25 protein-coding genes, 1 tRNA gene and 1 pseudogene are annotated in these 26,715 nt (G+C 44.4%); 19 read left to right on the top strand and 8 right to left on the bottom strand.

All coding sequences use genetic code 11. The features are described from left to right. The first annotated feature begins 40 nt into the window (after nucleotides 1-40). On the top strand, nucleotides 41-493 hold the full coding sequence (gene rplI / locus CES79_RS08225; RefSeq protein WP_089136879.1) for a 50S ribosomal protein L9: 453 nt from the start codon (nucleotides 41-43) through the stop codon (nucleotides 491-493). Between the two features lie 84 nt (nucleotides 494-577). Continuing rightward, a complete protein-coding gene (gene dnaB, locus CES79_RS08220) occupies nucleotides 578-1,975 on the top strand; it encodes a replicative DNA helicase (protein ID WP_089136878.1) in 1,398 nt (465 codons plus the stop codon). A gap of 729 nt (nucleotides 1,976-2,704) precedes the next feature. On the opposite strand, the gene CES79_RS08215 is transcribed toward dnaB, so the two are convergent. Next, the gene (locus CES79_RS08215; protein ID WP_054655599.1) at nucleotides 2,705-3,886 is read right to left on the bottom strand and encodes an MFS transporter; all 1,182 of its coding nucleotides are present in this window, start codon (nucleotides 3,884-3,886) and stop codon (nucleotides 2,705-2,707) included. 285 nt (nucleotides 3,887-4,171) lie between these two features. Here CES79_RS08215 and CES79_RS08210 point away from each other — a divergent pair, with 285 nt between their 5' ends. After that, the gene (locus CES79_RS08210; RefSeq protein WP_054655597.1) at nucleotides 4,172-5,263 is read left to right on the top strand and encodes an Ldh family oxidoreductase; all 1,092 of its coding nucleotides are present in this window, start codon (nucleotides 4,172-4,174) and stop codon (nucleotides 5,261-5,263) included. Between the two features lie 106 nt (nucleotides 5,264-5,369). On the opposite strand, the gene CES79_RS08205 is transcribed toward CES79_RS08210, so the two are convergent. After that, the gene (locus CES79_RS08205; protein WP_054655595.1) at nucleotides 5,370-5,927 is read right to left on the bottom strand and encodes a LysE family translocator; all 558 of its coding nucleotides are present in this window, start codon (nucleotides 5,925-5,927) and stop codon (nucleotides 5,370-5,372) included. Between the two features lie 136 nt (nucleotides 5,928-6,063). Here CES79_RS08205 and CES79_RS08200 point away from each other — a divergent pair, with 136 nt between their 5' ends. After that, entirely contained in the window at nucleotides 6,064-6,465 is a 402-nt protein-coding gene (locus CES79_RS08200) for a MarR family winged helix-turn-helix transcriptional regulator (RefSeq protein WP_054655593.1), read from the top strand. Here the strand turns inward: CES79_RS08200 and CES79_RS08195 are convergent. Continuing rightward, nucleotides 6,462-6,896 carry a GNAT family N-acetyltransferase gene (locus CES79_RS08195; RefSeq protein ID WP_054655591.1) on the bottom strand — a complete coding sequence of 145 codons (435 nt, stop codon included), beginning with the start codon at nucleotides 6,894-6,896 and terminating at the stop codon, nucleotides 6,462-6,464. The genes CES79_RS08200 and CES79_RS08195 overlap by 4 nt on opposite strands. Before the next feature lie 533 nt (nucleotides 6,897-7,429). Between CES79_RS08195 and CES79_RS08190 the strand changes: the two genes are divergently transcribed. From CES79_RS08190 to CES79_RS08175, 4 genes and pseudogenes are all read left to right on the top strand, one after another. Continuing rightward, nucleotides 7,430-8,434 (top strand): ketopantoate reductase family protein, encoded by a 1,005-nt coding sequence (locus tag CES79_RS08190; RefSeq protein WP_089136877.1) that lies wholly within the window; start codon nucleotides 7,430-7,432, stop codon nucleotides 8,432-8,434. Continuing rightward, on the top strand, nucleotides 8,434-9,630 hold the full coding sequence (locus tag CES79_RS08185; protein WP_089136876.1) for an aminotransferase-like domain-containing protein: 1,197 nt from the start codon (nucleotides 8,434-8,436) through the stop codon (nucleotides 9,628-9,630). The genes CES79_RS08190 and CES79_RS08185 overlap by 1 nt, the downstream gene beginning before the upstream one ends. Before the next feature lie 268 nt (nucleotides 9,631-9,898). Continuing rightward, a pseudogene (locus CES79_RS08180) lies at nucleotides 9,899-10,857 on the top strand (NADP-dependent oxidoreductase). A gap of 77 nt (nucleotides 10,858-10,934) precedes the next feature. Beyond that, on the top strand, nucleotides 10,935-11,432 hold the full coding sequence (locus CES79_RS08175; protein WP_054655648.1) for a GNAT family N-acetyltransferase: 498 nt from the start codon (nucleotides 10,935-10,937) through the stop codon (nucleotides 11,430-11,432). Nucleotides 11,433-12,129: 697 nt separating this feature from the next. On the opposite strand, the gene CES79_RS08170 is transcribed toward CES79_RS08175, so the two are convergent. Next, a tRNA-Lys gene (locus CES79_RS08170) sits at nucleotides 12,130-12,202 on the bottom strand. A gap of 406 nt (nucleotides 12,203-12,608) precedes the next feature. On the opposite strand from CES79_RS08170, the gene yycF reads away from it, so the two are divergent. The 7 genes from yycF (at nucleotide 12,609) to rlmH (ending at nucleotide 20,789) form a co-directional block, all read left to right on the top strand. After that, entirely contained in the window at nucleotides 12,609-13,331 is a 723-nt protein-coding gene (yycF, locus tag CES79_RS08165; RefSeq protein WP_089136875.1) for a response regulator YycF, read from the top strand. Between the two features lie 99 nt (nucleotides 13,332-13,430). Further along, nucleotides 13,431-15,245, top strand: a complete 1,815-nt coding sequence (walK, locus tag CES79_RS08160; RefSeq protein WP_408005809.1) for a cell wall metabolism sensor histidine kinase WalK — start codon at nucleotides 13,431-13,433, stop codon at nucleotides 15,243-15,245. Further along, on the top strand, nucleotides 15,235-16,533 hold the full coding sequence (locus tag CES79_RS08155; protein WP_089136873.1) for a YycH family regulatory protein: 1,299 nt from the start codon (nucleotides 15,235-15,237) through the stop codon (nucleotides 16,531-16,533). Before walK ends, CES79_RS08155 begins: the two co-directional genes overlap by 11 nt. Nucleotides 16,534-16,549: 16 nt before the next feature. Beyond that, entirely contained in the window at nucleotides 16,550-17,380 is an 831-nt protein-coding gene (locus CES79_RS08150; protein WP_054655584.1) for a two-component system regulatory protein YycI, read from the top strand. Nucleotides 17,381-17,543: 163 nt separating this feature from the next. Further along, nucleotides 17,544-18,353: an MBL fold metallo-hydrolase gene (locus tag CES79_RS08145; RefSeq protein WP_054655582.1), complete on the top strand. Its 810-nt coding sequence runs from the start codon at nucleotides 17,544-17,546 to the stop codon at nucleotides 18,351-18,353. A 201-nt stretch (nucleotides 18,354-18,554) separates the two neighbouring features. Next, nucleotides 18,555-19,814: a S1C family serine protease gene (locus tag CES79_RS08140; RefSeq protein ID WP_089136872.1), complete on the top strand. Its 1,260-nt coding sequence runs from the start codon at nucleotides 18,555-18,557 to the stop codon at nucleotides 19,812-19,814. A gap of 495 nt (nucleotides 19,815-20,309) precedes the next feature. Continuing rightward, complete coding sequence (gene rlmH / locus CES79_RS08135) at nucleotides 20,310-20,789, top strand: 23S rRNA (pseudouridine(1915)-N(3))-methyltransferase RlmH (RefSeq protein WP_089136871.1); 480 nt, start codon at nucleotides 20,310-20,312, stop codon at nucleotides 20,787-20,789. A 79-nt stretch (nucleotides 20,790-20,868) separates the two neighbouring features. Here rlmH and CES79_RS08130 read toward each other — a convergent pair whose 3' ends face one another. Then, nucleotides 20,869-21,597 carry an SDR family NAD(P)-dependent oxidoreductase gene (locus CES79_RS08130; RefSeq protein WP_054655580.1) on the bottom strand — a complete coding sequence of 243 codons (729 nt, stop codon included), beginning with the start codon at nucleotides 21,595-21,597 and terminating at the stop codon, nucleotides 20,869-20,871. 58 nt (nucleotides 21,598-21,655) lie between these two features. Next, the gene (locus tag CES79_RS08125) at nucleotides 21,656-22,222 is read right to left on the bottom strand and encodes a TetR/AcrR family transcriptional regulator (RefSeq protein WP_054655578.1); all 567 of its coding nucleotides are present in this window, start codon (nucleotides 22,220-22,222) and stop codon (nucleotides 21,656-21,658) included. Nucleotides 22,223-22,416: 194 nt separating this feature from the next. On the opposite strand from CES79_RS08125, the gene CES79_RS08120 reads away from it, so the two are divergent. Next, a complete protein-coding gene (locus CES79_RS08120) occupies nucleotides 22,417-23,040 on the top strand; it encodes a sugar O-acetyltransferase (RefSeq protein ID WP_089136870.1) in 624 nt (207 codons plus the stop codon). Nucleotides 23,041-23,067: 27 nt separating this feature from the next. Next, nucleotides 23,068-23,604, top strand: coding sequence for a dihydrofolate reductase family protein (locus CES79_RS08115; protein ID WP_054655576.1), 537 nt, complete (start codon nucleotides 23,068-23,070; stop codon nucleotides 23,602-23,604). 75 nt (nucleotides 23,605-23,679) lie between these two features. Here the strand turns inward: CES79_RS08115 and CES79_RS08110 are convergent, their stop codons facing one another. Continuing rightward, on the bottom strand, nucleotides 23,680-24,114 hold the full coding sequence (locus CES79_RS08110; RefSeq protein WP_054655574.1) for a MarR family winged helix-turn-helix transcriptional regulator: 435 nt from the start codon (nucleotides 24,112-24,114) through the stop codon (nucleotides 23,680-23,682). Between the two features lie 150 nt (nucleotides 24,115-24,264). On the opposite strand from CES79_RS08110, the gene CES79_RS08105 reads away from it, so the two are divergent. After that, nucleotides 24,265-24,564, top strand: a complete 300-nt coding sequence (locus CES79_RS08105; protein WP_054655572.1) for a DUF2316 family protein — start codon at nucleotides 24,265-24,267, stop codon at nucleotides 24,562-24,564. 22 nt (nucleotides 24,565-24,586) lie between these two features. Further along, nucleotides 24,587-25,168, top strand: a complete 582-nt coding sequence (locus tag CES79_RS08100) for a nuclear transport factor 2 family protein (RefSeq protein ID WP_089136868.1) — start codon at nucleotides 24,587-24,589, stop codon at nucleotides 25,166-25,168. A 60-nt stretch (nucleotides 25,169-25,228) separates the two neighbouring features. Here the strand turns inward: CES79_RS08100 and CES79_RS08095 are convergent, their stop codons facing one another. Then, nucleotides 25,229-26,398, bottom strand: coding sequence for a DUF2075 domain-containing protein (locus tag CES79_RS08095; RefSeq protein ID WP_089136913.1), 1,170 nt, complete (start codon nucleotides 26,396-26,398; stop codon nucleotides 25,229-25,231). Nucleotides 26,399-26,715: the final 317 nt, after the last annotated feature.

Here is a 26,715-nt window from a genome sequence, read left to right as displayed (position 1 = left end):
TTCGGGAATTACTCGGTGTGCTGAATAAGGAGGACTTATTGTGAAAGTTATCTTTTTGCAAGATGTTCGCGGCAAAGGTAATCGCGGCGAAATTAAGAATGTTTCAGACGGCTATGCCCAAAATTTTTTAATCAAGCAGGGAAAAGCCAAGGCTGCGACGGCCAGTGCAATGAGTCAGCTTAAGGGTCAACAAAAAGCTGAAGCTAAGCGCGAAGAAGAAGAACGTCAGGAAGCTGAGTCCGTTAAGAAGGTCTTGGAAGATCACAATACCATCGTTCAATTAGCAGCGAAGGCTGGTACTGACGGCCGGTTGTTTGGTTCCATTCCCAGCAAGCAGATTGCCCAGGCTTTGGACAAGCAGTACGGTATCAAATTGGATAAGCGCAAGATCGAATTACGCGAACCAATTAAAGTTATGGGCTTCGTCAACGTGCCCGTTAAATTACATCAAGATGTGACTGCCCGTATCCGGGTTCACATCTCAGAAAAGTAATTTGAAGTCCATTTTTTCGAGGGGTCGTCGGCAAATTGAGTTTGCCCCGACCCCTTCGTTTATCACAGCAAGGAGTAATGAATCATGAGTGAAGGGTTGAGAGATCAAACGCCGCCGCAAAACATTGAGGCGGAAAAAGCGGTACTTGGGGCCATCTTTTTAAACGGCGATGCCCTGGTTGACGCAATGGAACAGCTGACCGCGGATGATTTCTATCGTCGTGCACATGGCCTGATCTTTCAGACAATGGTCAATTTAAATGACCGGGATGAAGCCATCGACGTGGTCACGGTCTCAGATGAATTAAAGCGGCAAAACCAGCTGGAAGACATTGGTGGTATGCCCTATATTGCCGAGCTGGCGGCGTCTGTGCCAACGGCAGCTAACGTGGGCTACTATGCGAAGATTGTGGCTCAAAAGGCCGTTTTACGCCGGCTGATCCAAACAGCGACGAAGATCGTGACGGATGGTTATTCAGAAGATGCGCCGGTTGATGAACTGTTAGATCAGGCTGAACAGTCTATCATGAACGTCAATGAGTCCCGCAATCGGGCGGGATTTAAAGCAATCAAAGATGTGTTAAATTCAACTTTTGAAGAGATCGACCGGCTATCACAGAAGGGCGATACCGTAACTGGCTTATCGACCGGGTATCCGGATCTAGATAAGATGACCACGGGGCTGCATGATGATGAACTGATGATCCTAGCCGCTCGTCCAGCGGTTGGTAAAACCGCCTTTGCCCTAAACATTGCACAAAACGTGGGAACTAAGACGGATAAAGCCGTGGCGATCTTCAGTCTCGAAATGAGTGCCGAATCACTGGTCAACCGGATGCTGTGTGCGGAAGGCAGTATTAACGCGAACCACTTGCGGACCGGCCAGCTTGAAGAAGGCGAATGGCAGAATTTAATCGTTGCGATGGGTAGTTTATCCAAAGCGAAAATCTTTATTGATGATACAGCCGGCATTAAAATGTCTGAAATTCGGGCAAAATGTCGGCGGTTGTCTAAAGAGCAGAACGGTAATTTAGGTTTAGTTGTGGTGGATTATTTGCAACTGGTTGAAAGTACTGGCGCGGAAAACCGGCAACAAGAAGTTTCCGCAATTTCGCGGCAGCTGAAAAAACTGGCAAAGGAACTGCATGTGCCAGTTATTGCGCTGTCGCAATTGTCGCGTGGCGTGGAACAGCGTCAAGATAAGCGGCCAGTGCTGTCAGATATCCGTGAATCTGGTTCAATTGAACAAGATGCCGATATTGTGTCGTTTCTTTACCGGGATGACTACTATGAACGTGATGACGACGATAGTGATGATAGCGGCGGAGGCGACAACGATGGCGAGCAAGACGTCGGCGAAGTTGAAGTCATTATTGAAAAGAACCGGTCGGGCCCTCGAGGCACGGTTAAATTATTGTTTGTAAAATCGTATAACAAGTTCTCATCGATTGCGTATGGGGCGGATCCAAGTCAAGGTGCGTAAACAAGGCGGTTAGGAACTGGAGCGTAAGGGGGAATGCCACGTAAAGCCTGGGTTTGGGCTTTGGGTGGTGTTTCCCCCTTACGTGCAAGGTTTCTGCCTTAGCTACAGCTCTCTGTCTGCTGAAGCCCGATTAGGCTATGTAAACCGTATGAGCCACTAAGCTCCTAAACACCTTGACACAACTCACTAACCATGCGATACTATCAAGCGGTGCCAAACCATGGCGGGATTCCAAAGATCGGTGCATTCGTGCATTCAGAAGGTCGGCGGGCCTGCCTTTTCTTATGTCAATAAATAATCCGGTCATCGGTGGATGGCTGGATTTTTTTGTGGGTAATTATAATTTTACATAGCTGAAACGTGTTCAAGTCAGCAGATAGTTGCATAGAAGCCCCGTTAACCCAATTTCCAAGTTCGGGAAATTCGGTTAACGGGGCTTCTACTCCACTATCTAAACGCTGACTTTCACACTCTGTCTACAAAAAAATGACCCCACCACATTAGGGGTTGTGGTGAGGTCGAGGGGAGTGATAGCGTATTAATCCTTGGTTTATCCTGATTTGGGGAGGAGGAAAAATCGAAATATCGTTATCTGTTTTAAAGGGAAGTCAACTAATTTCTAATTGACTATGTTCAAATCATAAACAAAAATTGTGATAAAAATGTGAATTTTTCCATGCTACTTTCTAAAGTAATCGTTAAGGAATAGTAAAGCAATATGCGCTTTTTTTATTGGTTAGGCTGACCGTGCCAGCTTAACTGAGCACCACCTAGCGCAATCAGTGAGATCACACAGATGATGCCCACTGTACTGATCCAACCAAAATGGGCGTAGGCCGGGCCAGGCACGATGCCGCCTAACGTGCCCCCTAAATAGTAAGACATGAGGTATAAGCCGATAGCTGCCGATTTATTCTGCTTAACGTGCTGACCAACGAATTCCAAGGCACAGGACTGGCCGGCAAAAACCGAGACGCAAGAACAGGTTAAGCCCAAGATCATCGTCCATAGATTAGGAATCAGCGCCACTAATAACCCGAGAATACCTAGGGTACAGGTCAAAAGAAACGTCGTGTTGACGCCCACCTTTAAAATGAGCCGACCAATAAATGGCGTCAGTATCGAAGGAACTAAGAAGACGATGAACACGAAGCCGACCGCCATGGTGCTTAAATTAATGGGGGCAGCTTGCAGGCGCAGTGAGCCGTAGGTAAAGGTCGCCACTTGCTGAAAAAGTAAGCTCATCCCCACGAAACAGGTCAACAGCAGGCGCCAGTCGAGCAGGTGACTGCCAATACCGGCAATACTCTGCCAGACAGAATCACTAGGAACGAACTGGTCGTCTTGCGGTAACCAGCGCAGGGTCATGAGATAAGCCAGAACTAAAATGATGACCATTGGTAGAAAAATAGCGGGAATTGAATGAAAGGTATCAAAGAAAAGTCCTGCAAAGAACCGGCCAGAGAAACCGCCAAAGGCAGTTCCGGCAACGTAGAGGCTATTTAGACGAACAGCGTCCTTGGGTGCAAAAGTTTCCGTAATGTAGGCTACAGCAACTGCGAACACAAAGGGGGTCGCAATGCCTTGCAGCAGGCGTCCTAACAGAAGCAAGGTGAAATTAGGACTGAACATGCAGATAATAGTCGCTAAAGCCATTGCTAAAATGGCCCACAACATTAATTTCCGGCGGCCGTAACGATCGGATATCGAACCGGCAAGCGGTGCGGTGATCGCCACACCAAATGTGGTGGCACTGATCGTCAAGGTCGCGAGACTGATCGACACGCGATACTGTGTGGCAAGCTGTTCCAGCACGGGTTGTGTGGCGTATAAGTTTAACAAAGCACACATCCCCAAAAAGAAAATAGACAGGTCTGACCGCCAGCTGGACTGGACGGTTACTGAATCCATAGAGACTTCCTCCTTTATTAAGCGTGATATTAATACTGTAGCACAATGTGACCATGAATTTGAATGGTTAATTAACGATGGCCTTATTTAGAAATAGGAAATCTAGTGATAATGGTAAAAATGATAAAATTATTAGATAAATTGGATATCATATTAATATAGATGATAAAAATGCAAATTTGAATTAAAAAAAGCAGGTTGCAAGCAGCGAACAGGAAGCCGATAATAAAACCGGTACATAATTTAATCTAATTTTCATAAATACATTAGTAAAGGATGTTGAAAATGGTCAAACGATACGATAGTGACAAGGTTAAAGCGTTGGTACATAAGATTTATAAGGCGTACGGATTTACGGAAAAACAAAGTTCCGCAGTTGCTGAAACGTTGATTTATACCGATCTACACGGGATTGCTTCGCATGGTGTACAGCGGATGGTAATGTATGATCACTTCATTCAAAATGGTAAAATTCGGGTTCAAAGTAAGCCAGAAGTGGTTAAAGAAACCGACGTTAGCGCCGTCGTTGACGCTAACTTTGGCTTAGGCCAGCTGAACGGTATTTATAGCATGAACATTGCGATTAAGAAGGCTAAAGCGCATGGTGTGGGGATTGTGACGACTCGGCATTCTGGTCATTATGGGATTGCCGGCTACTATGCGAATATGGCTGCTGATCAGGGATTGATCGGCTTATCGTCAACTAACTCACGGCCGGCGATGTTACCAACACACGCGACACAAGCCTTTGTTGGGACCAACCCAATTGCGTTTGCCATGCCAGCCAAACCGCATAATTTTATCTATGATGCCGCGACGACGACGGTCCCTCAGGGTAAAATTGAAGTTTATCGCAAGCTGGAAAAGGATCTACCAGCCTTGTGGGTGGCTAAAGATGGGAATCAAGAGATTAATGACCACCACGATACCGCCGATCTGGATGCTTTACGCGATCCATTATCCAACGTTGGTCTCACACCACTGGGTGGGGTAACGGAAGAAACCGGGAGTCATAAGGGGTTTGGTTTAGGAATTATCGTCGAAGTGTTCACGGCCATCCTTTCGATGGGCAACACCTCAACTGAAATTAGTCCTGAAAATCTACAGGTGGGTCCCAGTCAAAGCTTTATTGCCATTGATCCAGCAATCTTTGGTGATGTGGATCAAATCGTTCAGCGCTTCTCCGAATATTTACAGCAAATTCGTGAGCTGTCGGCTATTCCCGGCAAGAAGATCTATGTGCACGGGGATAAAGAGGCTTTAGCCTACGAAGACCGGAAGCAAAACGGCATGATTATTGACGATAAGACACTGGCTGAAGTGATCGGTATTGCTGATCGTCTCGGTGTCAAACACGGTTCACTGGCAATGGACTAAAAGTCAGCATAAAAAATGAGTTCTGATAGTGATCGAATCAAATCGGTTGATATCAGAACTCATTTTTATGTCGATAGATGTTTCACGTGAAACATCTGTAATGACCTTATCGCCAAAGATCAGCTGCTGCAAATACGAGTAATAGCGAAATAATGGTATTGAAGATGCGATAATAGCGCTTATAAAAGCGACTCATCATGGTTCCGCAAACCGTCCATGCAAAGGTTCCTAGACTGCCAATTAAAACCATGAGCAACCACTTGATCGGCATATTGTTCAATAAACCAGTTAGGCTAAAGGCACCTAGCCCAGTAATGAAATACAGATAGCCCTTAATATTGGTTAACTGCAGTAGCATTCCAGTTTTAAAACCACCGGTACTGTCATCTTGTTCACCAGGCTTGCTAATGAACATATGGTAGGCCAGATAGATGAGGTAAGCCGTACCAACGATTTTCATCACCGTCAGAAATGTCGGGGTTGACTGGAGCCAATGGGCGAATAAGGCGCCCATTAGACCCATAAAACCCATGCCGGATAGCATGCCAATATTGAGCTGTAAACTGGAACGGAAACCGCGTTGCTGACCGGAAGCCATGGCCATCATCGTATTAGGCCCTGGCGTAAAGGACATCACAAAAACAAAGATAAAGAAAGCTGACATTAATAATCCCCCTTAGCATATGTATGATTATTCATTGCATTTGCAATAACTTAGTGAAATCTTAGCACTAGTTCATTGTAAATACAATAACCTTACTGTAAATTAGAGGCAGAAAGTATCATACGGAGGAAAAATGATGTTTGAAATTATTCGTGACATTGGTGCCATTACGCGCCAAACCGAAATTGAGACCAACGCGGAGTTTAGAAGACTAGGGTTAGCTAATAATGCCTTTATCTATGTTATTCGGACTTATGAGAAGCCCGGTATGTTTCTCGGTCAACTGGCAGATTCTGTCCAAATCGACCGCACGACGGCTTTTCGAACCGTGCAAAAGCTTGTAGATAGCGGTTATCTCAGATTAGAAGACGATGCTAAAGATAAACGGTTACGCCGAGTGTACGTGGCGCAAAAAGGGGCAGATGTGTATCCAGAATTGCACGCTTTTGAAAAACACTCCTCCGATCGACTCGTCTCACAGCTGACGGCAGAGGAACAAACGCAATTGACACAATTACTTTCTAAATTAGTCTATTAAGCTAATGGATCATGGACCATCTTAATATGGGGCGTTGATTGGAAGATAAATTGTTTACCAACCGGTTTGAAGCCGTATTTTTGATAAAAGCCTTCAACTTGGACCTGCGCTTCGATCTCAATTGGTAAATGGGCAAAATGCGTTCGAATGGTCGTTAAAATGTTCGTCATCAGCTGATCACCCAGCCCGATACCCCGGTGGGCCTTATCGGTAACTACCCGGCCAAAGGTGACGCCAGCGTCCGTTTTAAAGACTCGGGAATAGGCAACGATACTGTCATCTTGATAGAAGACGTGCAGCGCTTTGAGATCATTTTCATCGACTTCTTGGTAGATCCGCTTTTGATCGACAACGAAGGTGGCTACTCGGAGATGATAGATCTCATACAGTTCTTTAGTTGATAATTCTGAAAATGACTTAGTTTTCCACATAGACAGACACTCCTGATCGATTATTTAACTTCTGTTATTTTAGTGAGAAACCATAAATCATGTTCATTTCTCAAAAAACTAAAAATAATTTCGAAGTCAATAAAGCCTATTATATCAGTGCTTATTCAGATTTCAATACGCCAATTTTAAAATTAAGTTATTAAAAATGATTGACATTTTCTCATGTTCAGCGCTACACTACATACAACATTTCAAATACGACAACAAGATTTGACCCGGTGGATTAGGGACATAGCCTTATGAAGAGAGTACCGATTTGGTGAGACGGTATTAGGACTATGACTTGAAAGATCGCGTTCGACGGGTTCGCTTTTCGAGGCGAACTGGTGGCACCCATTATCGTGCAGCGTATCGCAACCAAGGTTGCCGTGCGTGTTGAGGAATTACTTCAAACGGTAATTTGAATTAAGGTGGTACCGCGTTACTAAACGCCCTTTGGTCTTTGACCAAAGGGCGTTTTTTAGTTGTCGTACAGTTGATAGATATTAAAAATTTTAAAAGGAGTGGTCGTCATGAAATACGGAATTATTGGTGCAGGTGCAATGGGTTATCGGTATGGTGTCATGCTTCAGGAAAACGCTGGCGTAGACGTTGACTTCATCGATACATGGGAACCAAACGTTAAGAAAGTCCGTGAACAAGGCGGTGTTTCAGTTGCCCGAGATCACAAGAATCGCCGAATTATTCCCATCAACATGTATTACCCAGAAGAATACACGGGTCATCCAGATGTTTGGATCATCTTTAAGAAGCAGATGCAATTAGCTGAAGAACTTAAACGCGACAGTAAAGCCGGCATTTTCCACGACGACCAATACGTCTTTTCAGCCATGAACGGCATGGGCCACTTCGAAAAGATCGAAAAGTACTTCCCTAAAGATCACATTATTTGTGGGACGGCGATGATTGCTACCCGGCTTGATGGTCCCGCTAATGTTGATTTCATGGGCCCCGTTAACAGCGAAGTGATGCATATGGCACCTTACAACAATAAGCCAGCTGATAAGACGACTGAAGCCGTCTTCAACGACTTCACAGCTGCTAAGATGGGTCCAGTCATGGTCGACGAATGGAAGGGCATGTGCATGTCCAAGGTTGTCTTTAACGCCGTGACCAACACCCTTTGCACGATGTTTGAAATGCAGATGGGCCAATTTATCGAATACGAAGGCGTCACGAAGATGGCAACCACACTCTTTAACGAAGCCTTTGATGCCTGCGAACGGGCCGGCATCCACATGATCGAATCCCGTCAAGAAGAAATCGATTCAGTGATCCCAGTTAGCCAAGCTTACAAGTACCACTACCCATCAATGTACCAAGACTTCTCAAAGGGCCGTCCTACAGAAGTCGACTACATTAACGGCTACATTGCCAAGATCGGTCGGGAACATGATTACGTTTGCCGGGTACACGAATTCGTTGTCCAAGAAGTTCATATGGCAGAAATGATGCGTAAATATCACAAGCCACAAGAAAACGTGGCTGATTCAAAGAAAGCACAGGTGGAAGCATAATGAAATATCAATTTGCAAACAACATTCCTGAAAGCGATGAAGACCCAGTTGGTAATATTTTGAAGGTGGCAGGAGATCCGAAAGTGATTTCCTTTGCGGGTGGTTTACCCGCACCTGAATTATTCCCCGTTGAAGACTTAAAGAAGGTCACTAACGAGGTGTATGACGAATCCGGTCGCCAAGCCTTACAATATAGTATTGCTGCCGGTTATCCGGAATTACGTAAGCAAATTGCTAAGCGGATGAACCGTTCAGGGATTGCCTGCGATATTGATAACATTATGATCACCACTGGTTCACAGCAGTCCATTGATTTAACCGCTAAGCTCTTTGTTAACCCCGGTGATACGGTCATCGTCGAACAGCCAACTTACCTTTGTGCCCTGGATGTCTTTCGGTCTTACGGCGCTCACATGGTGGGGGTGCCAATGGATGACGATGGGATGAAGATGGATGCCTTAGAGAAGGCGGTTCAGGATAATCCGAACACCAAGTTCATCTATACCGTTCCGAGTTTCCAAAACCCAACCGGCCGGACAATGCCAGCCGATCGTCGTCAAAAGATGATTGAAATTGCTGATAAGTACAATGTCATGATCCTCGAAGATGACCCATACGGCGCTATTCGCTTTGCTGGTCAAGATGTTGCTCCCGTTAAGACCTTTGAACATGACGAACGGGTGATCTACATGAGCACCTTCTCAAAGATCTTAGCCCCAGGGCTTCGGATCGGCTGGATCGTTGCTGAGAAGAATCTGGTCAAGAAGTTTACTTTAATGAAGCAAACCGTTGATGTCCATTCAGATAACTTAACCCAGCACATTATCGCTAAATACCTTGAAGACTTCAATATTGACGACCATATCGCTAAGATTCGCGAGACTTACCGTCGCCGTGAAGGCATCATGATGGACGCCATTGAGAAGTACTTCCCAAAGAATGCCAAATACAGCCATCCAGAAGGCGGCTTGTTCATCTGGGTCGAAGTACCGGGTGTTGATACGCAAACACTCTTTAACACCTGCATCGACCACGATGTTGCCTTTGTTCCTGGCGAACCATTCTATGCGGACAAAGTTATTCCTGGCACCTTCCGTTTGAACTACTCCAACATGCAAGACGATAAGATCGTCACTGGTATCGAACGGTTAGGGAATGCCATTAAGGAAACCATCAGCAAACAAGTTGAAGTTTAATCACATAATGTTCACATACACATATTTAGGTTAGCTAATATTATAGTAGAAATCATTTTAAAACCTCGCTAAAAACGAGACACATAATACTCAGACTCCGGCTAATGGACCACACATAATAAAAAACGTTGCTATCATCCTAATTGGGTAATAGCAACGTTTTTTGTATCGGATAATGCCGATTTGAAATGCTTGTATTTCACTTCAATACAGCTTATATTATGCGCAAAATGAACTCACTGGATTTTGCGAAAGAAGGCTGAATCAAATGAAAGCAATTGTGATTGATCGTTACGGTGATGCGCAGGAGCTCCACGAAGCGGAATTGCCGGTACCCACAATTAGTGCAGATGAAGTATTGGTTAAAATGGTCGCCACTAGTGTGAATCCCATTGATTGGCGCACCCGTAAAGGTACGGCAGGGTCAGGTGCGGCGTTTCCCATGGTTCTGGGCTGGGACGTTTCGGGTGTGATCACCGAGGTTGGGGCTGCTGTTTCCCGTTTCAAAGTCGGCGACGAAGTGATTGCTAGGCCGGCTAATTCGGCGGATGCTACCCGTGGCAGCTATGCCGAGTATGTAGCGGTTGGTGAGTAGCGGTTGGTGAAGATCAACTGGCCTTAAAACCAGCTAATATTTCGTTTGAAGAGGCGGCAGCGATTCCGTTATCAGGAACGGTGGCTTATCAAGTGATTGTCAACCAGCTTGCAGTAGGTAAGGGCGATAGGGTCCTGATTCAGGGCGGTGCTGGCGGTGTGGGACTGTATGCCATTCAGATTGCGAAAGCGCAGGGTGCGTACGTGGCAACCACCGCTAGTGCCGCAAATCATGACCTGTTACGGGCGATCGGTGCGGATGAAGTGATCGATTATCACCAGACAAAATTTACTGACGTCTTGCATGATTACGATGCCGTGTTTGATACGACGGATGATATTGAAAATGGGTTAGCAATTTTGAAACCAACGGGCCGTTTGATCAGTATTGTGGGCCGCCCGACAGCGACTCAGCAAAACGGGCATCCGTCGGCGAAGCACTGGTGGCTGCATCCTAATGGCCGTGATCTGTCAGCGGTAGCTGAATTAGTGTCCGACGGTAAGGTGAAAGTGATTATAGACAGTGAATACCCGTTAACGACAGCAGGGTTGCGGGAAGCTCACATTCGCAGCGAATCCCACCATGCGCATGGTAAGATCGTGATTACAATTGCGGATCCACCGGCGAAGTAACGCCACAACGTTACGTGGTTTTGAAAACCGAATGGGCGTATGCTATTGGTAATCAATTAGAAAGCGAGCAATTACCAATGAGCATTACTTTTGAATACGCAACGCAAGCTGATTTACCAACAATCACTGATATTTATAATCAAAGTATTCCCAGTCGATTAGCGACGGCGGATCTCAAGCCAGTCTCGGTTGCTTCTAAACAGGCCTGGTTTGCTGAATTTGACCGCCATTCACGGCCAATTTGGCTGATGAAGGACGGCGATACGATTGCCGGCTGGATGAGCCTAGAATCGTTTTACGGTCGGCCAGCGTACCTGCACACCACGGAGATCAGTATTTATATTGCTGAAGATTACCGCCATCATGGACTGGGACAAAAAGCATTGAACTATGTGTTCACCCAATTAAAAGAATTAGATGTGGATACGCTGGTAGCGTTTATTTTCCATCACAATGTGCCTAGTTTAGGGTTGTTTAAGAAGAATGGCTTTAACACCTGGGGCCATTTACCCGATGTGGCTTCGATGGATGGCAAGCTGCGGAGTTTGGATATTTTGGGTAGACGATTTAAGTAGAATAAAGCACCAAGTACTCATAACAGTACTTGGTGCTTTTGTGTTGAACATATATTGTGTGAGTTCCCTCGTAAGGGTCGAACTTACTATTGGCTACCGAGTAGGGAATGATTTAACTAATATTTGTGATATGTAACTCGAATACTCATTCCATATTCCAAGTGAAGCACGCTTGAATGTACTGATTTGTGGACATAGATAGGTGAAGCGTGATAGAAATGAATAACGCGCCAACTACCCGATTTGCTTAAATAATGGACGTGACGAGTTCTGCCGACAAAATGGACGTGGTGAGCCGTCATTCTCATATGATCATGATTATCACGATTGACATAATGTCCCCGCATTGATACTGGAATAGTTGAGGCGGCATGAGCTACAGGCTGGTTGTTGCTAACGCTAAATCCTAAGAACAATGCAACCATTGTAAAAACCAGAAGCAAACACTTTTTCATTACCCTAAATCTCCCTAGAAATTAATATCAGCTTTTAGTGTCATCAGTAATTGGACAATGTAACGAGTTAAAGTGTAATAACGGGTTATCCAGGGACTATATTAACAGTAATTGCATTTAGTAGCTATGGGACTGCTACGTTTACCAAAGTGGTCATCGCGTTACACAAATTCAGGACACAAAAAAATCAGCATCCACGGTGTCAAGCACTGCGTGAAAACTGATTAGTGGTGTGTATATGATGGGCAGTCAGGGGATCGAACCCTGGACCCACGGATTAAGAGTCCGTTGCTCTGCCAGCTGAGCTAACTGCCCATAACAATTATTTAATGCCTTGCGATTAAGTTGCTGTCTTAATCAACGTTTACTAATATATCATGATAAAAAGTGATTGGCAACAACTTTTTGAAAAAAAGTGCCAAAAAACTTAAAAAATATAAATAATGGACAGATACTGGATTATTTCAAGTAAAATGATTGTATTATACAAGTAAGTTATCATTTGTGCTGTAAACGCGTATTTCACGCGAGGTTAGCCATTTCGCGTAATGCAAAATACTGTGATATAATAAAGTTTGCGCAGGTATGAGCCAAATGTACCTGCCACCTACTTGAATTCTCCTGCGTGGCCCGTGCTACTGCGTTGGAATGACCGAAAAGCACCTAAAACTAAAAATTTATATACTTGAACGAATCGTTATCTGAAGGAGGACATGTTCAGATGAAAAAAGTTATTCTCGTTGTCGATGATGAAAAACCAATTACTGACATTGTAAAATTTAACCTAACTAAAGAAGGTTACGAAGTGGTGGTCGCCCATGATGGTGAAGAAGCCCTTCAAAAAGTTGAAGAAGTTAATCCAGATTTAATTATTTTGGACCTGATGTTACCGAAGATCGATGGACTGGAAGTTGCCCGTCAGGTACGAATGAAACATGATATGCCAATCATTATGGTCACTGCTAAGGATTCCGAACTAGACAAGGTCTTGGGCTTGGAACTGGGTGCCGATGACTATGTCACGAAGCCATTTTCAAACCGTGAACTGGTTGCCAGAGTTAAGGCTAACCTGCGCCGGCAAAACACCGTTAACGCAGCTCAGCCGGAAGAAGAGGAAAACAAAGACATCGAAATTGGCGATCTGGTGATCCATCCAGATGCTTATTCCGTTTCTAAGCGTGGTCAAAACATTGAATTGACCCACCGTGAATTCGAGTTACTGCATTATCTGGCGCAGCATATTGGCCAGGTCATGACGCGTGAACACCTGCTGCAAACGGTATGGGGTTACGATTATTTTGGTGATGTTCGAACAGTCGATGTAACCGTACGTCGACTGCGTGAAAAAATTGAAGATAATCCTAGTCACCCAACGTGGTTAGTTACCCGTCGTGGTGTTGGGTATTATTTACGGAATACTGAAAGCGAGTCAGGTCAGGCGTAAAATTACGCATGCAAGGACGTTTAAGGGGTAAACGGTAGCGTGAAACGAAAAATTAAATGGTATCATTCGATACAATTCAAAATCGCGTTCGTATTCGCGATGATGCTCATTATTACATTGGAAATTGTCGGAGCCGTTTTTGTGCAGCAATTAGAGACCCAAAATTTGCGGCAATTCAAAAGCCAAATTTCGCTGCAACGCTACGTCAGTACGAACTTAACGTCTCAGCTGGCACGGTCTAATACGGGCTCAGCTAACCGCCAGATTCGCATTCTCCTGTCTGATGCCAATATTCCTAGCACGGCGAACGCGCAGATCCGCGTCATCGACAATAAGGGCACCATTCGGGGAACCAATGAGGCTAATAATCAGCAGATCGTTGGCCAAAAAACCACGGACGACACTGTTAAAAAGGTCATTTATAATAACAGCGCCGGCAGTGAAACAACGACATTTGATGCGTCATCGAACCAATATTATTACACTAAAGTCACACCATTAATTAAACAAAGCAGCGGGAGCAGTACGCCCGTTGGGGTCGTGTACATTCGTGCTAACCTAGAAAGCGTGTATGACAGTATCAGTAAAGTGACTGCGATATACTTGGTTGCAGCCGTTATTGCGATCATCATGGGCTTGATTTTATCGATCGTTATTTCCCGGGCAATTACTGTACCAATTACTGAAATGAAGGAACAGACACAGCGAATCGCTCGCGGAGATTACTCTGGGCAGGTTCAAATTTATGGTAACGATGAATTGGGTCAGTTAGCCAGCGCGGTTAATAACCTGTCTGTTCGTGTGGAAGAAGCGCAAGAGTCCACGGAGTCTGAACGTAGGCGGCTGAACTCTGTCTTGGCTCACATGACGGATGGCGTGATTGCCACCGATCGCCGTGGGAACGTGACGATTATTAACGAAACGGCCGTTGAATTTTTGGATATTGACTCCAATCAAGCCATTGGCCAGTCAATTTTGGATATTTTGAAGATTCGCAATCAATATACGTTGCGTGATCTACTGGAAGATCCGGATGAAATTATGCTGGACTTCTCCACTGATGATCATGATCTGATCCTGCAGGCCTACTTCTCACTGATCCAGCGTGAATCTGGGTTTATTAGTGGACTGGCCTGTGTGTTGCATGATGTGACTGAACAGCAAAAGATCGATCAAGACCGAAAACAATTTGTTTCCAACGTGTCCCATGAATTACGGACCCCACTGACCAGTGTGCGGTCATATGTTGAAGCACTATCCGATGGTGCCTGGAAAGACCCTAAGATTGCACCTAAATTCTTGAAGGTGACCCAAGAGGAAACCGACCGCATGATTCGGATGATCAATGATCTTTTGACCTTATCAAGAATGGATTCAGGGACCCAAAAACTTAATTTGGAACTAGTAAATCTCAATGAACTGTATAACTATATTTTGAACCGGTTTGATATGATCATCGATAGCGATGAGCAAAAGGACCGTTCTGATAAGCACTACACGATTAAACGGGAATTTACGAAACGTGACCTGTGGGTTGAAATTGATACTGACCGGTTTACGCAGGTGATCGATAACATTATGAATAACGCCATCAAGTATTCACCGGATGGCGGGATCATCACTTGCCGGCTGATTGAAACCAACAACAATGTGATCTTAAGCATTGCGGATCAGGGATTAGGAATTCCAAGAGCTGATATTCCCCACGTCTTCGACCGGTTCTACCGGGTCGATAAAGCACGTTCTCGTGCGCAAGGTGGTACGGGGCTTGGTCTGGCGATCTCCAAAGAAGTTGTCCAGTCATTGGGTGGCAAAATTTGGGTAGAGAGCCGTGAAGGTCACGGCTCTACCTTCTACATTTCACTGCCATACGAACCTTACGATGAGGGGGATGATCTCTGGGATGAAGCTTAGAAATTTATGGCTGCCAACGAGTCTGGTGATTGCAATATTGATCAGTTTAGGCCTGTCAGGTTTGATGTGGACTAATCCGGCTCACTCTAACCTAAGCAGTCGAACTAAAGTGACTAAGAATGCCGATAACAGTAATAACACCACTTTTCAAGATATCTATTTACCCTCTCAATTCATCTCAACCAGTAAATCTGGTAAGCAGGAACAGCTGACTGATAACCGGGTGAACGTGGCGACGGATCTACGGGATCGAATGAGTCATTTTACAGCCCAAGATGCTAAAAATATCAGTCACGGAAATGCCAAAAAATATCTCAATCAATTAAAACGGCACGATACGGTTTTGCTGAATTATAATTCTGCGATTTCGGTCAACTTCTTTCGGAAGGCCTTCAAAAATCAATTGAAGTCTCCAAACCAGAAGTTTAACCGGATGCAGCTATTATTAAACGATCCCAATCATCTTTATTTGTTAAATGATCAGGGTTATCGGATCGTTCGGGTAACGCTGAAGAATAACCGTGCCGGTAAGTTGCGACACGTTATCGCTGACCGGATGGTGAAACATCCAGTTTCCTTTAGGTTACTTAACAACAAGGTTATTTTGAATTATCCTAATAGTTTCAAAGTACGAACTTATAGTTATCAGCTGACCCAGCAGACCCAGGACTATTATGCGAACCGGATCATGACAACGAATGCGAATAGCAACGTACAAGTTAAGCGGCACAAAAATAGTACCGATTATGATGATCATGGTTTCCGGCATATGAACATCGATAATGCGACGGATACGGTCACCTTTACGGACTATAATTCACAGGTTAAGAGCAGCAGTTTCTTACAGACAATGAATCACGTCTATGAGCAATTTATTATGGTGGGAATGCCACTAGATAACATTCGCTTCTACTCCTATGATCCCAGTACGGATACCGCAGTCTTTCGGACGTATGCTGGTGGGTTGCCAGTCTTTGATCAGAGTAACTTCGGTGCCATTCAAATGCGCGTGTTAGATCAATCGTCATACCGCATGCGATTCTCGTTGGATAGTTTACAGGTACCAATTCCGCCGGTTCAAAGTTCCGCTACCGTGATGTCGACTAAAGACCTGCTTCAGCACCTTAAATCTGCTGGTGTTCGGCAAAATAAGATTCAGGATATCGAACTTGGCTACGAATGGAGTCGGGATAAAACCTTATCAAAAGTGGTTAATCTATCACCAACTTGGTACGTTAAGATCGGCAACCAGTGGGAAAATTACCGTAAATTAATTGGCCAAGAGTGAAGGGAGGTAGCCGGACGTGAATTTTAAACGAATTCAGTTAATTTTCTTAGTGATTTTTATTGCAATGGATGTGCTCTTGTTTATGATGTTTAATCACAGTAATGTCGGTGATTCTACCGCTTCTGGCAATAATAATATCTTAGAAGAGATGCATAAGGATCAAATTACGTTTAGTACACCGACTACCCAAAAACATGAAGGTTATTATTTCTCAGGAAATAACGGTGATACTCTGCGGCAGGATGCCCCTAAATTACAGGAGCAAAATATCCGGTTTAACGGTGACGAATTGGTCAGTGAATTCAAAACACCCATTAAGCTGACCAATGATTCAGCGAAACAAACCCTGGATAAAATTATCACGAATTCGGGACTGATTGCTGAAGGTAAGCAGTATAGTTACAGTAAGCAGCTGTCGAGTAATAGTGAAGTGATTTACGTCCAGCACGTTGCTCAAATGCCGGTCTATTCGCATTTTGGTCAGATTCGTTTTGATTTGAACAGTCAGCATCGAGTAGTTGGCTACAGCCAAAATTACCTGTCAGACGTTAAGATCTTGAAGGAAGAGGCCAAGACAATCAGTGAAGAACGGGCGTTGACCTGGTTATACCAGTACAATGAAATTCCTAACGGCGCCAAAGTTTCCTGGGTTCACTTGGCTTATACGCGGCTATTAACGGCGCGTGGGCAGTACGTTTTCTTACCGACCTGGGTATTTGCAGTGAAGCTGAATAATTCCTCGTCGATGATTTTAAAACGGGTGAATGCGTACACGGGTGAAGTCATTAAGACCGGTGATAATAATCAAACTAGCAATGCAAATTCAGAAATTTTCACCCTCACATAATTACTTATAAGTAGTATTTAATGATTGCGTTTCGCTGTGAAATGCGTTGTAATAGTAACGACGAACAATCATTGAAAAGTGAGTATGGACCATTATTCACGACCCTACCAATGACCATGTTGGCGGGGTCTTTTGTCTTTAAAAAAAGGAAGTTGGGCAGTTTATGCAAGAGCAAAATGACGGCTTAAAGATCAGTGTTCTAGCCAGCGGCAGTACGGGTAACTGTACCTATGTCGAAACGGCTGATCACAAGATCCTGATCGATGCCGGTTTAAGTGGCAAAAAAATTGAGAATCTCATGCAATCCATCGGCCGAGATCTGAGCGATGTTGATTCCCTGTTCGTAACTCATGAACATTCAGATCATCGTAAGGGCGTGGGTGTCTTGGCTCGGCGTTACGGCATGGATGTTTACGCGAACCAGGGGACTTGGGATGCCATGGCCAGTAAAGTGGGTAAGATCCCAATGGAACAAAAAAACATCATCGCACCAGATTCCGTTCTTAGCATGGGCGATCTAGACGTGGAATCCTTTACGGTCTCCCACGATGCTGCTGAGCCGCAATTCTATGCCGTTCACAGCGGTGGTAAGAGTTTTGTAGTACTCACGGACACCGGTTACGTTTCGGACCATGTCGAGGGTGTCATTAAGAATGCCGATGCCTACTTGATGGAGTGCAACCACGATGTTGAGATGCTGCGGATGGGGAGCTACTCTTGGCCTTTGAAGCAGCGTATCTTGAGTGACACCGGTCATTTAAGCAATGAAGACGGCGCGGACGTGATGATGGACGTTTTAGGCAATCACACCAAACGAATCTTTTTGGGGCACTTAAGTCAGGAAAACAACATGAAGTCGTTAGCCCATCTGACCGTTGCTTCGATTATGGAAGACCATGATTTCGGCGTTAACCACGATTTTAAAATTTTGGATACGGATCCAGAAAAGGCTAGTGGTTTAGTCACGCTCTGATTCTTTTAAATTTTTTTAGCAAAATTTATCCTTTTCTCGAGGAAAGCTTCAAACAAATTTCACACATCATGGGTAAAATAGATTCATGAGTATGTTAATTGAGTCAGTTTATGGGGCGGTATCATGCCCTAAATAACGGCGTTCATCACTTGAACTAAATTGTGATGACATACAAGGAGGGAAGCGCGATTCGCGCGGAGTATGGATAATCAACAAAAACCAGGATCTAATAATAATCGCGGCCTGCTGATCAAAGTTGCCGTAACAGCCTTAGTTGCCGGTTTACTAGGTGGCGGTATTGCATATGGTGGGGCAACTTACATCAGTAATCGCGATACCAGTTCGGTTCCAGCCGGTTCCAATAAATCTGGGACAGCTTCAACCAGTAATATGAAGGTCAATGTTAGTTCACAAGCTTCGACAGCCTTTTCAAACGTTAAAAATTCAGTGGTATCGGTCATCAACCTGAAGAAGGAGAACCAGTCCTCCAATAGTTTGAATGGTATCTTAGGCGGTAATCAGTCTAACGGCAGCTCTTCTAATGGTAGTTTGCAGGCCAGTTCAGAAGGCTCAGGTGTCGTTTATAAGAAGGCTGGTAACAGTGCTTATATCGTCACGAATAATCACGTGGTTGCCGGTTCTAACGCTCTGGAAGTCATTTTGAGCAATAGTAAGAAGATCGATGCCAAATTAGTAGGTAAAGATGCGGTGACTGACCTTGCTGTGTTGAAGGTTAACAGTGCCGATGTTTCGAAGGTGGCCACCTTTGGGAACTCCGATAACATCAAAGTTGGTGAAACGGCGCTTGCCATTGGCTCGCCATTGGGCTCGCAGTACGCAACGTCGCTGACTGAAGGGATTATTTCAGCTAAAAAACGGACGGTTGCCACTACGGATGAAGCTACCAATCAGCAGACGGGGAACGCAACGGTTATTCAAACGGATGCCGCGATCAACCCCGGTAACTCTGGTGGCCCGCTGATCAACTTAGCCGGCCAAGTCGTGGGGATCAATTCCATGAAACTGGCGAGTGATAATTCCGGGACGAGCGTTGAAGGGATGGGTTTTGCCATTCCAAGTAACGAAGTCGTTTCCGTGATCAATCAACTGATCAAGAATGGTAAGATCGTGCGGCCAGCGCTAGGCATTAAGTACGTTGATTTGTCCGAAATTTCCAAGGCCCAGCAAAAGTCGATCTTGAAATTACCAGCTAGCGTTGAAAACGGGGTTGTTGTCATGGAGACACCAAGTGCAACAACACCAGCAGGTCGCAGCGGGATTAAGAAGTATGATGTGATCACCGCTTTGGACGGCAAGAAGATCAGTACGAATTCAACGTTGAGAGATCTGTTATACAAGTACAAGGTCAATGATACGGTCACTCTGACGTATTACCACAATGGCAGTCAAAAGACGACTAAGGTTAAATTGACAGAAACAACGTCACAATTGAATCGATAAATAACATGCATATCAAATAAAAGGCTGGCATCTGAGCAATCAGATGCCAGCCTTTTCATTTTTGTTGAAAAAGACGAATGTTCGAGTTATGAACAGGTGGATAAAACCAGTTTTATGGGCATGACTGGATATAGCAGTCGAATAACGAAAGCGTTTTAGCTGTGGAAAATTCGGAGTTCAATTAATTTTTATGAACCTGTGGATAACTTTGTGGATAAGATTTAAGCTTGTCGAAATGCCGTGATAGCTGAATTCTTCCAGGCGTGTCTTGAAAACTATGAACAGCCTGTGGATAACTAGAAAACTAGTCTAACTTATTTTTAATAAAACGTTGGTATGACGGCGTTTACATTGGTACAATAAGAGCTGGAAAGTCGTATTCAATGAAAATGAATATTTAGTAATAACCAATAAAAATTTGGCTACAAAGAAAAATAAATTAGGTGACATAGCCTGTGGATAACTTTGTGGACAACTTAAAAAGAGGAAAAAGTTATGAACATTAAACTGGTTGTAGTGGGTAAATTAAAGGAGAAATATTTTAAACAGGGCATCGCAGAATACGCTAAGCGGTTATCGCGGTTCTGTAAATTCCAAATCGTAGAAGTTCCCGACGAAAAAGCACCAGAAAGTTTAAGTAACGCTGAGATGGATCAGGTGATGCAAAAAGAGGGGCAACGCATTCTTTCGAAGATCAAAGACCGGGAATACGTCTATGCGTTAGCTATTTTAGGAAAAGAACGCTCATCGGAAGAATTTGCGAAGGAAATCAAGGACCTGACCACCTATGGTCACTCTGATATCACGTTTGTGATTGGCGGATCGTTAGGGTTAGCACCAGAAGTTTTGAAACGGGCTGATACCCAGATCTCATTTGGCCGCTTTACGTTGCCTCATCAGTTGATGCGGTTAGTATTGTCCGAACAGATCTACCGGGCGTTTATGATCAATGAGGGGAGCCCGTATCATAAGTAATGCGGATACTTTTACGTCACGAAAGAAAAGTGACGTAAGGTGAACAATACGTCGCTATTTGCGACAAGGCAGGCATGTACTAGTTTTTTTTGAAAAGCATGTTGGTCAGTAAGTTCCCAATGCCAAAGCGCAGCACAATTTTTCCTTGATGATGGCGCTTGTCCGTCACCACCTGAACGACTGAGTGGGCGCCTTGTTTAACTGTGCGCATCAGGGGATTTTTCATGTGACCGTTGAGATCGGTGGTGATGCCGCCTGGCGCAATGCCCATGATGTCGACATTCGTGTGCGTTTGCTTGTAGTCGCGGCCGACTAACTTGATCATCATGTTCAAAGTCGACTTGCTTGTCAGGTAGGCGAAGGGGTGGAAGTAGCCGCTTGGAACGCTGGGGACAGTCAGATTAACGATACGACCGTAGTTTTTGGCGAGGATTGGGGTGAAGGCTTTGATCATTTCGAAGTTGCCGAGGAAGTTGACGCTGGTTACGGCTTGGAGTTCTTCAACGGTGAAATCGAGTGGGCACTTGTTCATGTCGCCGGGGATGCCGGCGTTGTTGATCACAGCCTGCAAATCAGGGTGGTTTTGTTGAATGAACTCAGCGGCTTGATGGATAGTTGCCAGGTCGTTTAGATCAAGTTTGATCCATTCGGCGCGGATGCCTTGTTCTTGAAGGTGCTGCACCGCCGTCTGTCCGCGGTCTTCGTTGCGTGCGCCAACCAGAACAAACCAGCCTTTTGCTCCGAGCTGCTTGGCGGTTTCATACCCGATACCTTTGTTTGCGCCAGAAATCAATACTGTTTTAGTCATGTGTTTTCTCCTTTTGATAAACGAGTCTGTATCGTATCGTAATTAATTAAAAATAAAATTATTCCCAGGTCGAGAATAATTGTTCCAAAATTGGTCGCAGTGATGCGGCGACTTGAGATTGTGGTACCAACAGAAATTGGCCCATGAAGATGCTGATCAAGGTCTCTGCAGTCACGTTAGGGTCTAGTATCTGCGGAAGCTTGGCTTGTGCTTGCAACTGTTGGATGAGCTGAGTCAGCTCCTGGGTTTCATTCATAGCGTGAACGCTTGAAAGCTGATCCCCAGAGGCCGTCGTGTTGACGATGGTCATGATTGCCTGACGGCCGGCGGGATTGTTATAAGCGGTGAGGAACCGCTCTGCAATCTCGTAGAAAATAGCTGGCGCCGACGCCGAGAGGTCAAGCCCGCTCAAATCGATTGACTTAATCTCAGACAGCGCCGCTAACACGATGTCATTTTTGTTTTTGTAGCGCCGATAAATCGATGCTTTACCGACACCTGCCTGTTTGGCGATCGCCTCGATCGTTAACGCGTCGGGACTGGTGTGGGCTAGCAGTTGTTTGGTTGCTTTAATAATTTTGCTGTCGACGTTTTTGCTGCGTGGTCGACCAATATTCTGGGTCATACCGCATCCCACCTTTCAATACGATACGATACCGTTTCGATTCATAAATGTCAAGAGAAATCGTATTTATTCTTTTTGGGGCACTAGCTATTTTTCAAAGTAATTCCTGCTCGTGGTTGGTAAAATGGGGAAGAATAACCGTAGTTTGATCTGTTACGCAAGCAGTAGTATAGATTATTTATGGAGGGAAAAACATGACCGATTTTGAAAAGATTTTGAATTCTGGAAAATTATATCGTGTCCAGGATGGTTCCGATAGTGATCCACGCTATCAGGAGTATTTACAGCAGATGGAAACTTACAATCAGCTGGGCTATACGAAAGCTGCAGAGCAGAAAAAACAACAGATCTTAAAACAGTTATTTGCTGAAGTCGGTGATAAGGCCTATATTCAGGCACCTTATTACGCAATGTGGGGTGGCCATCATGTCCACTTGGGCGAAAAGGTCTACGTTAATTTTAACTGTACATTTGTGGATGATGCGCAGATTTATATTGGTGATGGTACCATGATTGCGCCTAACGTGACCATCATCGCGGCTTCGCATCCAGTATCACCGACTTTACGGGCTGAAGGATATGGTTGTAATCGACCCGTTCATATAGGTAAAAACGTGTGGCTGGCTGCCAACGTGACCGTGCTACAGGGGGTCCACGTTGGGGATAATTCGATTATTGGTGCGGGGTCATTGGTTACCAAAGATATTCCCACTAACGTGATTGCGATGGGCACGCCCGCCAAGGTAGTGAGGAAGATTACTGCTGATGACGAGACCTATTATGATCACGGTAGATTGATTTCCGAAAATAAAGTATAACTGGCATATTATCAGGAGGGATGAATGATGCGCAAAGTAGTCTTATACATCGCGATGAGTCTAGATGGTTACATTGCTGATAAACGGGGTGGCGTTAGCTGGCTGAGTGGTCAAGATATATCGATAGAAAGCCAGAACAACGGCGGTTATGGTGCTTTTGTAGCCACTGTTGATAGCGTTGTGATGGGATATACGACCTATCATCAGGTTGTTACTGAATTGGCACCAGGCGCATGGCCGTATACCGGATTGAAAAGCTATGTCTTAACTCATAAGCAACTATCAGCCGATGACAATGTGATGGCTGTGTCGCAACCTGTCACTGAATTGATCAAGCAGCTGCGTCAGCAAACCGGCAAAGCAATTTGGATTATGGGTGGTGCAAGTATCGGGAGACCATTAATTGCTACGGACTTGATTGATGAGTATCACCTGACGATTATACCAATTTTACTGGGAGCTGGCGTTCGCTTATTTGAAGGACAGTCCCAGCAGATACCGTTGCGTTTGGTTACTTCTACGTCTGATAATGGTATGTTGGATTGCGTTTATAAGCGACGGTAGAGGCTTTTATAGCCCGAATATTAAAAAATTCACCACTTTAAAAAACTTTAAAGTGGTGAATTTTTTAAATCCGGATTAATGGTTAAAATTAGCCTGCCGATTAATTCGATGTAGCAGTACTAGCATAGCCTGCTTCTCCTCATCATCTAGCGGTGCGCTGACCCGTTGCTCTAACTCAATGAACACGTTATGGACAGACTGGACTAACTCTTGACCAGCAGGGGATAAATACAACTTCTTGCGCCGTTCATTATCAGCCGCAACGCGCCGGATAACCAGCTGCTGCGTTTCGAGAACCTTCAAGATATTGGTCGTTGAGGCTTCTTGTTTACCGAGATAGCGTGAGAGTTCTTTTTGAATCGATCCCGGATTATTAGCGATAAAATTCAATGCCTGCGCCTGCAAAACATTGAGGCCATACTGTTTTAATTCGCGTTGAATAAATTTTTTCTCTTCACGGGTCACTTGAAAGAGCTGCTCTACCAATTCGTTATCGGTTCCTAAATTCATTTTGATCCTCCATGATTGATTCAATTATCACTAACAACAGGTGCAGTGATTAATTTAATTAATTTTACAACTTTATTGTTGACAATCTTTTAAAATGCGCATATTCTGTTACTTGTATTTACAAGATTATTTTACCACATGGAGGTTAATATGTCTTTAACACCTGAACAAACAGAAGCGTCACGACAAGAATTTAAAGAAAATATCAAACGTAGCGGTCTGAGTTTAACTGAGATTGCGACTGCGCTGGGGACTACCGCGGATGTGATTGCCCAATGTGTCGACATGCACCCGCGCCGCATTGATGATAACTGGATCATCCGTAATTATCTGCTTCAATATATGGGCGACCATGATATCGAGCCAGTACCATTCAGTGCAATGGTTGGCGACTATCATGATTACTGGTTCTTGCATCCTAGTATCATTGAACGGAGTGTTATCGACTAATTCACTTTAGGAGGAAAAAACAATGTCAGATATCGAAGAAATCAGTCAATTAGTCTTATGGGAACGCCAAGCCCGGGGTCGCGGCCTTGATGACGAACTGGCGAACTGTTATTGGGAAGATGGCACGGTGACCACCAGCTGGTCTAAAGGTAACGCGCGCGAGACTTTTATTGGTCAGCGTCCTGTTGACTATGCCACCGATTTACCGCTAGTTGGCCGTTACGCAGCACCAATCGTTCATCTAAACGGTAACCGAGCCTACGCTGAGCTGCCTTCCACGACGAAGCACTGGGTTAATTTGGACGGCAACATTGCCATTGTTGAATCGTTCATGCGACTAATCTACTGTGTCGAAAAACGCAACGGTGAATGGAAAATTAGCGATATGAGTGCCATTAATGAAGCTGATACGATTGCACCTGAGATTCCCGGTGTTGACCTGCACATTGATGTCAAACTGGCTAAGAGTCTCCGAACTTCTTACCGGTATCTTGCCTACACCCGCATTAAAGCAGGGGGTAAGATCGGTCAAGACGGGATTGGGTCAGACAAACCCGAAACGGTCAAACCGGTTTATGACCGCGCCAATGCTTGGATTAAATAGCGATTGAAAATAAAAGATGCAGCGCCTATCGATTAGATAAGTGCTGCATCTTTTTTGTGATCATTTGCCCGTTTCATTTAATTCTAACAGTCGTGCTCGTAACGCATCGTCATAAGCGGTCAAATAAAGGCCATACTTACCACGTTTGATCAAGACGTTCAGAACATTAGCAATAAATGCCTTATATTCGTCACGCGTAAACTTGATATCTTTCCGTTTCTTGAAGACTTCCTTGTGGGAGTACTTTTCCGGAATAACGGTCATGGTATCGGTCTTTTTGTCATAGCCAAATGATGGTCCGATAACCATACCAACGTAGTTTAAATCAAATCCTTGTAAGGTATAAATTGTCCCGACTTGGGTAATGGAACCTTCCCGTTTAGCCCACGGTGTCCGTTGCGGATCCCATTCGTCCCAAGGAAGGTTAAAGGAGTCCATTTCAACGTTATGGCGGCCATCAATCCGTGGAAAACCGGATGTAGCAACCATCCGACTCATACCATATTCTTTGTTACGCGCCTTAATTTTTTCGAACATCTCGCCGGCTTTATCGTAGACCTTGAATTCGAAGTCGCTGTTGCGTGGGAATGGTTTGATCTTCTTTTCTTCAGTTAAATCGTTCATCCAAGTCACTTGTTCATCACTGGCCACCATTCGGTACTGGAAGTCCATGTCAAACTGTTTGTAAGGGTGGTTACCGATGGTTTTGAAGAGCAGTTTCTTATCCCAGTACATCTTGGATTGGAAAACTTGTTCGAAATCATACACAACGACCACTACTTTGGCTAAATTCATCAGATCAGTCAGTTGGTTTTGACCGCGATAATGAGCGTAGGGTTCTGATTTGGAATAGAGTAAATGCGCTTCGTCGACAAAAATAATATCGTATTTTTCGTGATTTTTTTGTGCGTAGTTGATCAGGGACGTGGGCCGCCGAATAGTGCTAACGTTCATATTGGGAATGGCGGTCCCCATTTCACGATAGGCTTTGTACAACTCAGGGTGGTTGACTACAAGAGAGGTCTTATAGCGCTTATCAGTCATATACTGACGGACCAATTCCATCAGGACAACCGATTTACCGGTTCCCGCTGCGCCTTCGATAATGGCAACTGAGGACTGCTTACCTGTGAGTCCCTTCTTGATATAGGCGTTGATATTAGTGATGACATTTTTTTGATCGTCAGACAGATCATCGACGAAAAATTGTGCTTTTAAAACTTTGTTCATTGGTTTGGTCATTGGAAAACTCCTAGTTGATTAATAGTTTAGTATGGTGAAACTTGGTTAGTCACGGAAAAAACTATTCCATTATATCAGTTAAACGTGGGATTGCTTCATAATCTTAGAAATTATGATAAAGATAAACGTATTCATACCATGACATTTGTTAATTAACTATCCTTGAACCAATCAGGAGATGTTTCATGTGAAACAATTGATTTTGATTAGTACAATACGGTTAATTAGCTAACTGAGGTATTTTATTATATATGATATCAAACAGTATGTAGCACATGATAAAATGGAAAGTAACTAAAGGGTAT

This window comes from Secundilactobacillus silagei JCM 19001 (assembly GCF_002217945.1).
GTDB lineage: Bacteria > Bacillota > Bacilli > Lactobacillales > Lactobacillaceae > Secundilactobacillus > Secundilactobacillus silagei.
The sequence above is the reverse complement of the archived record's forward strand: the minus strand, read 5'-3'. Positions and strand labels throughout refer to the sequence as shown.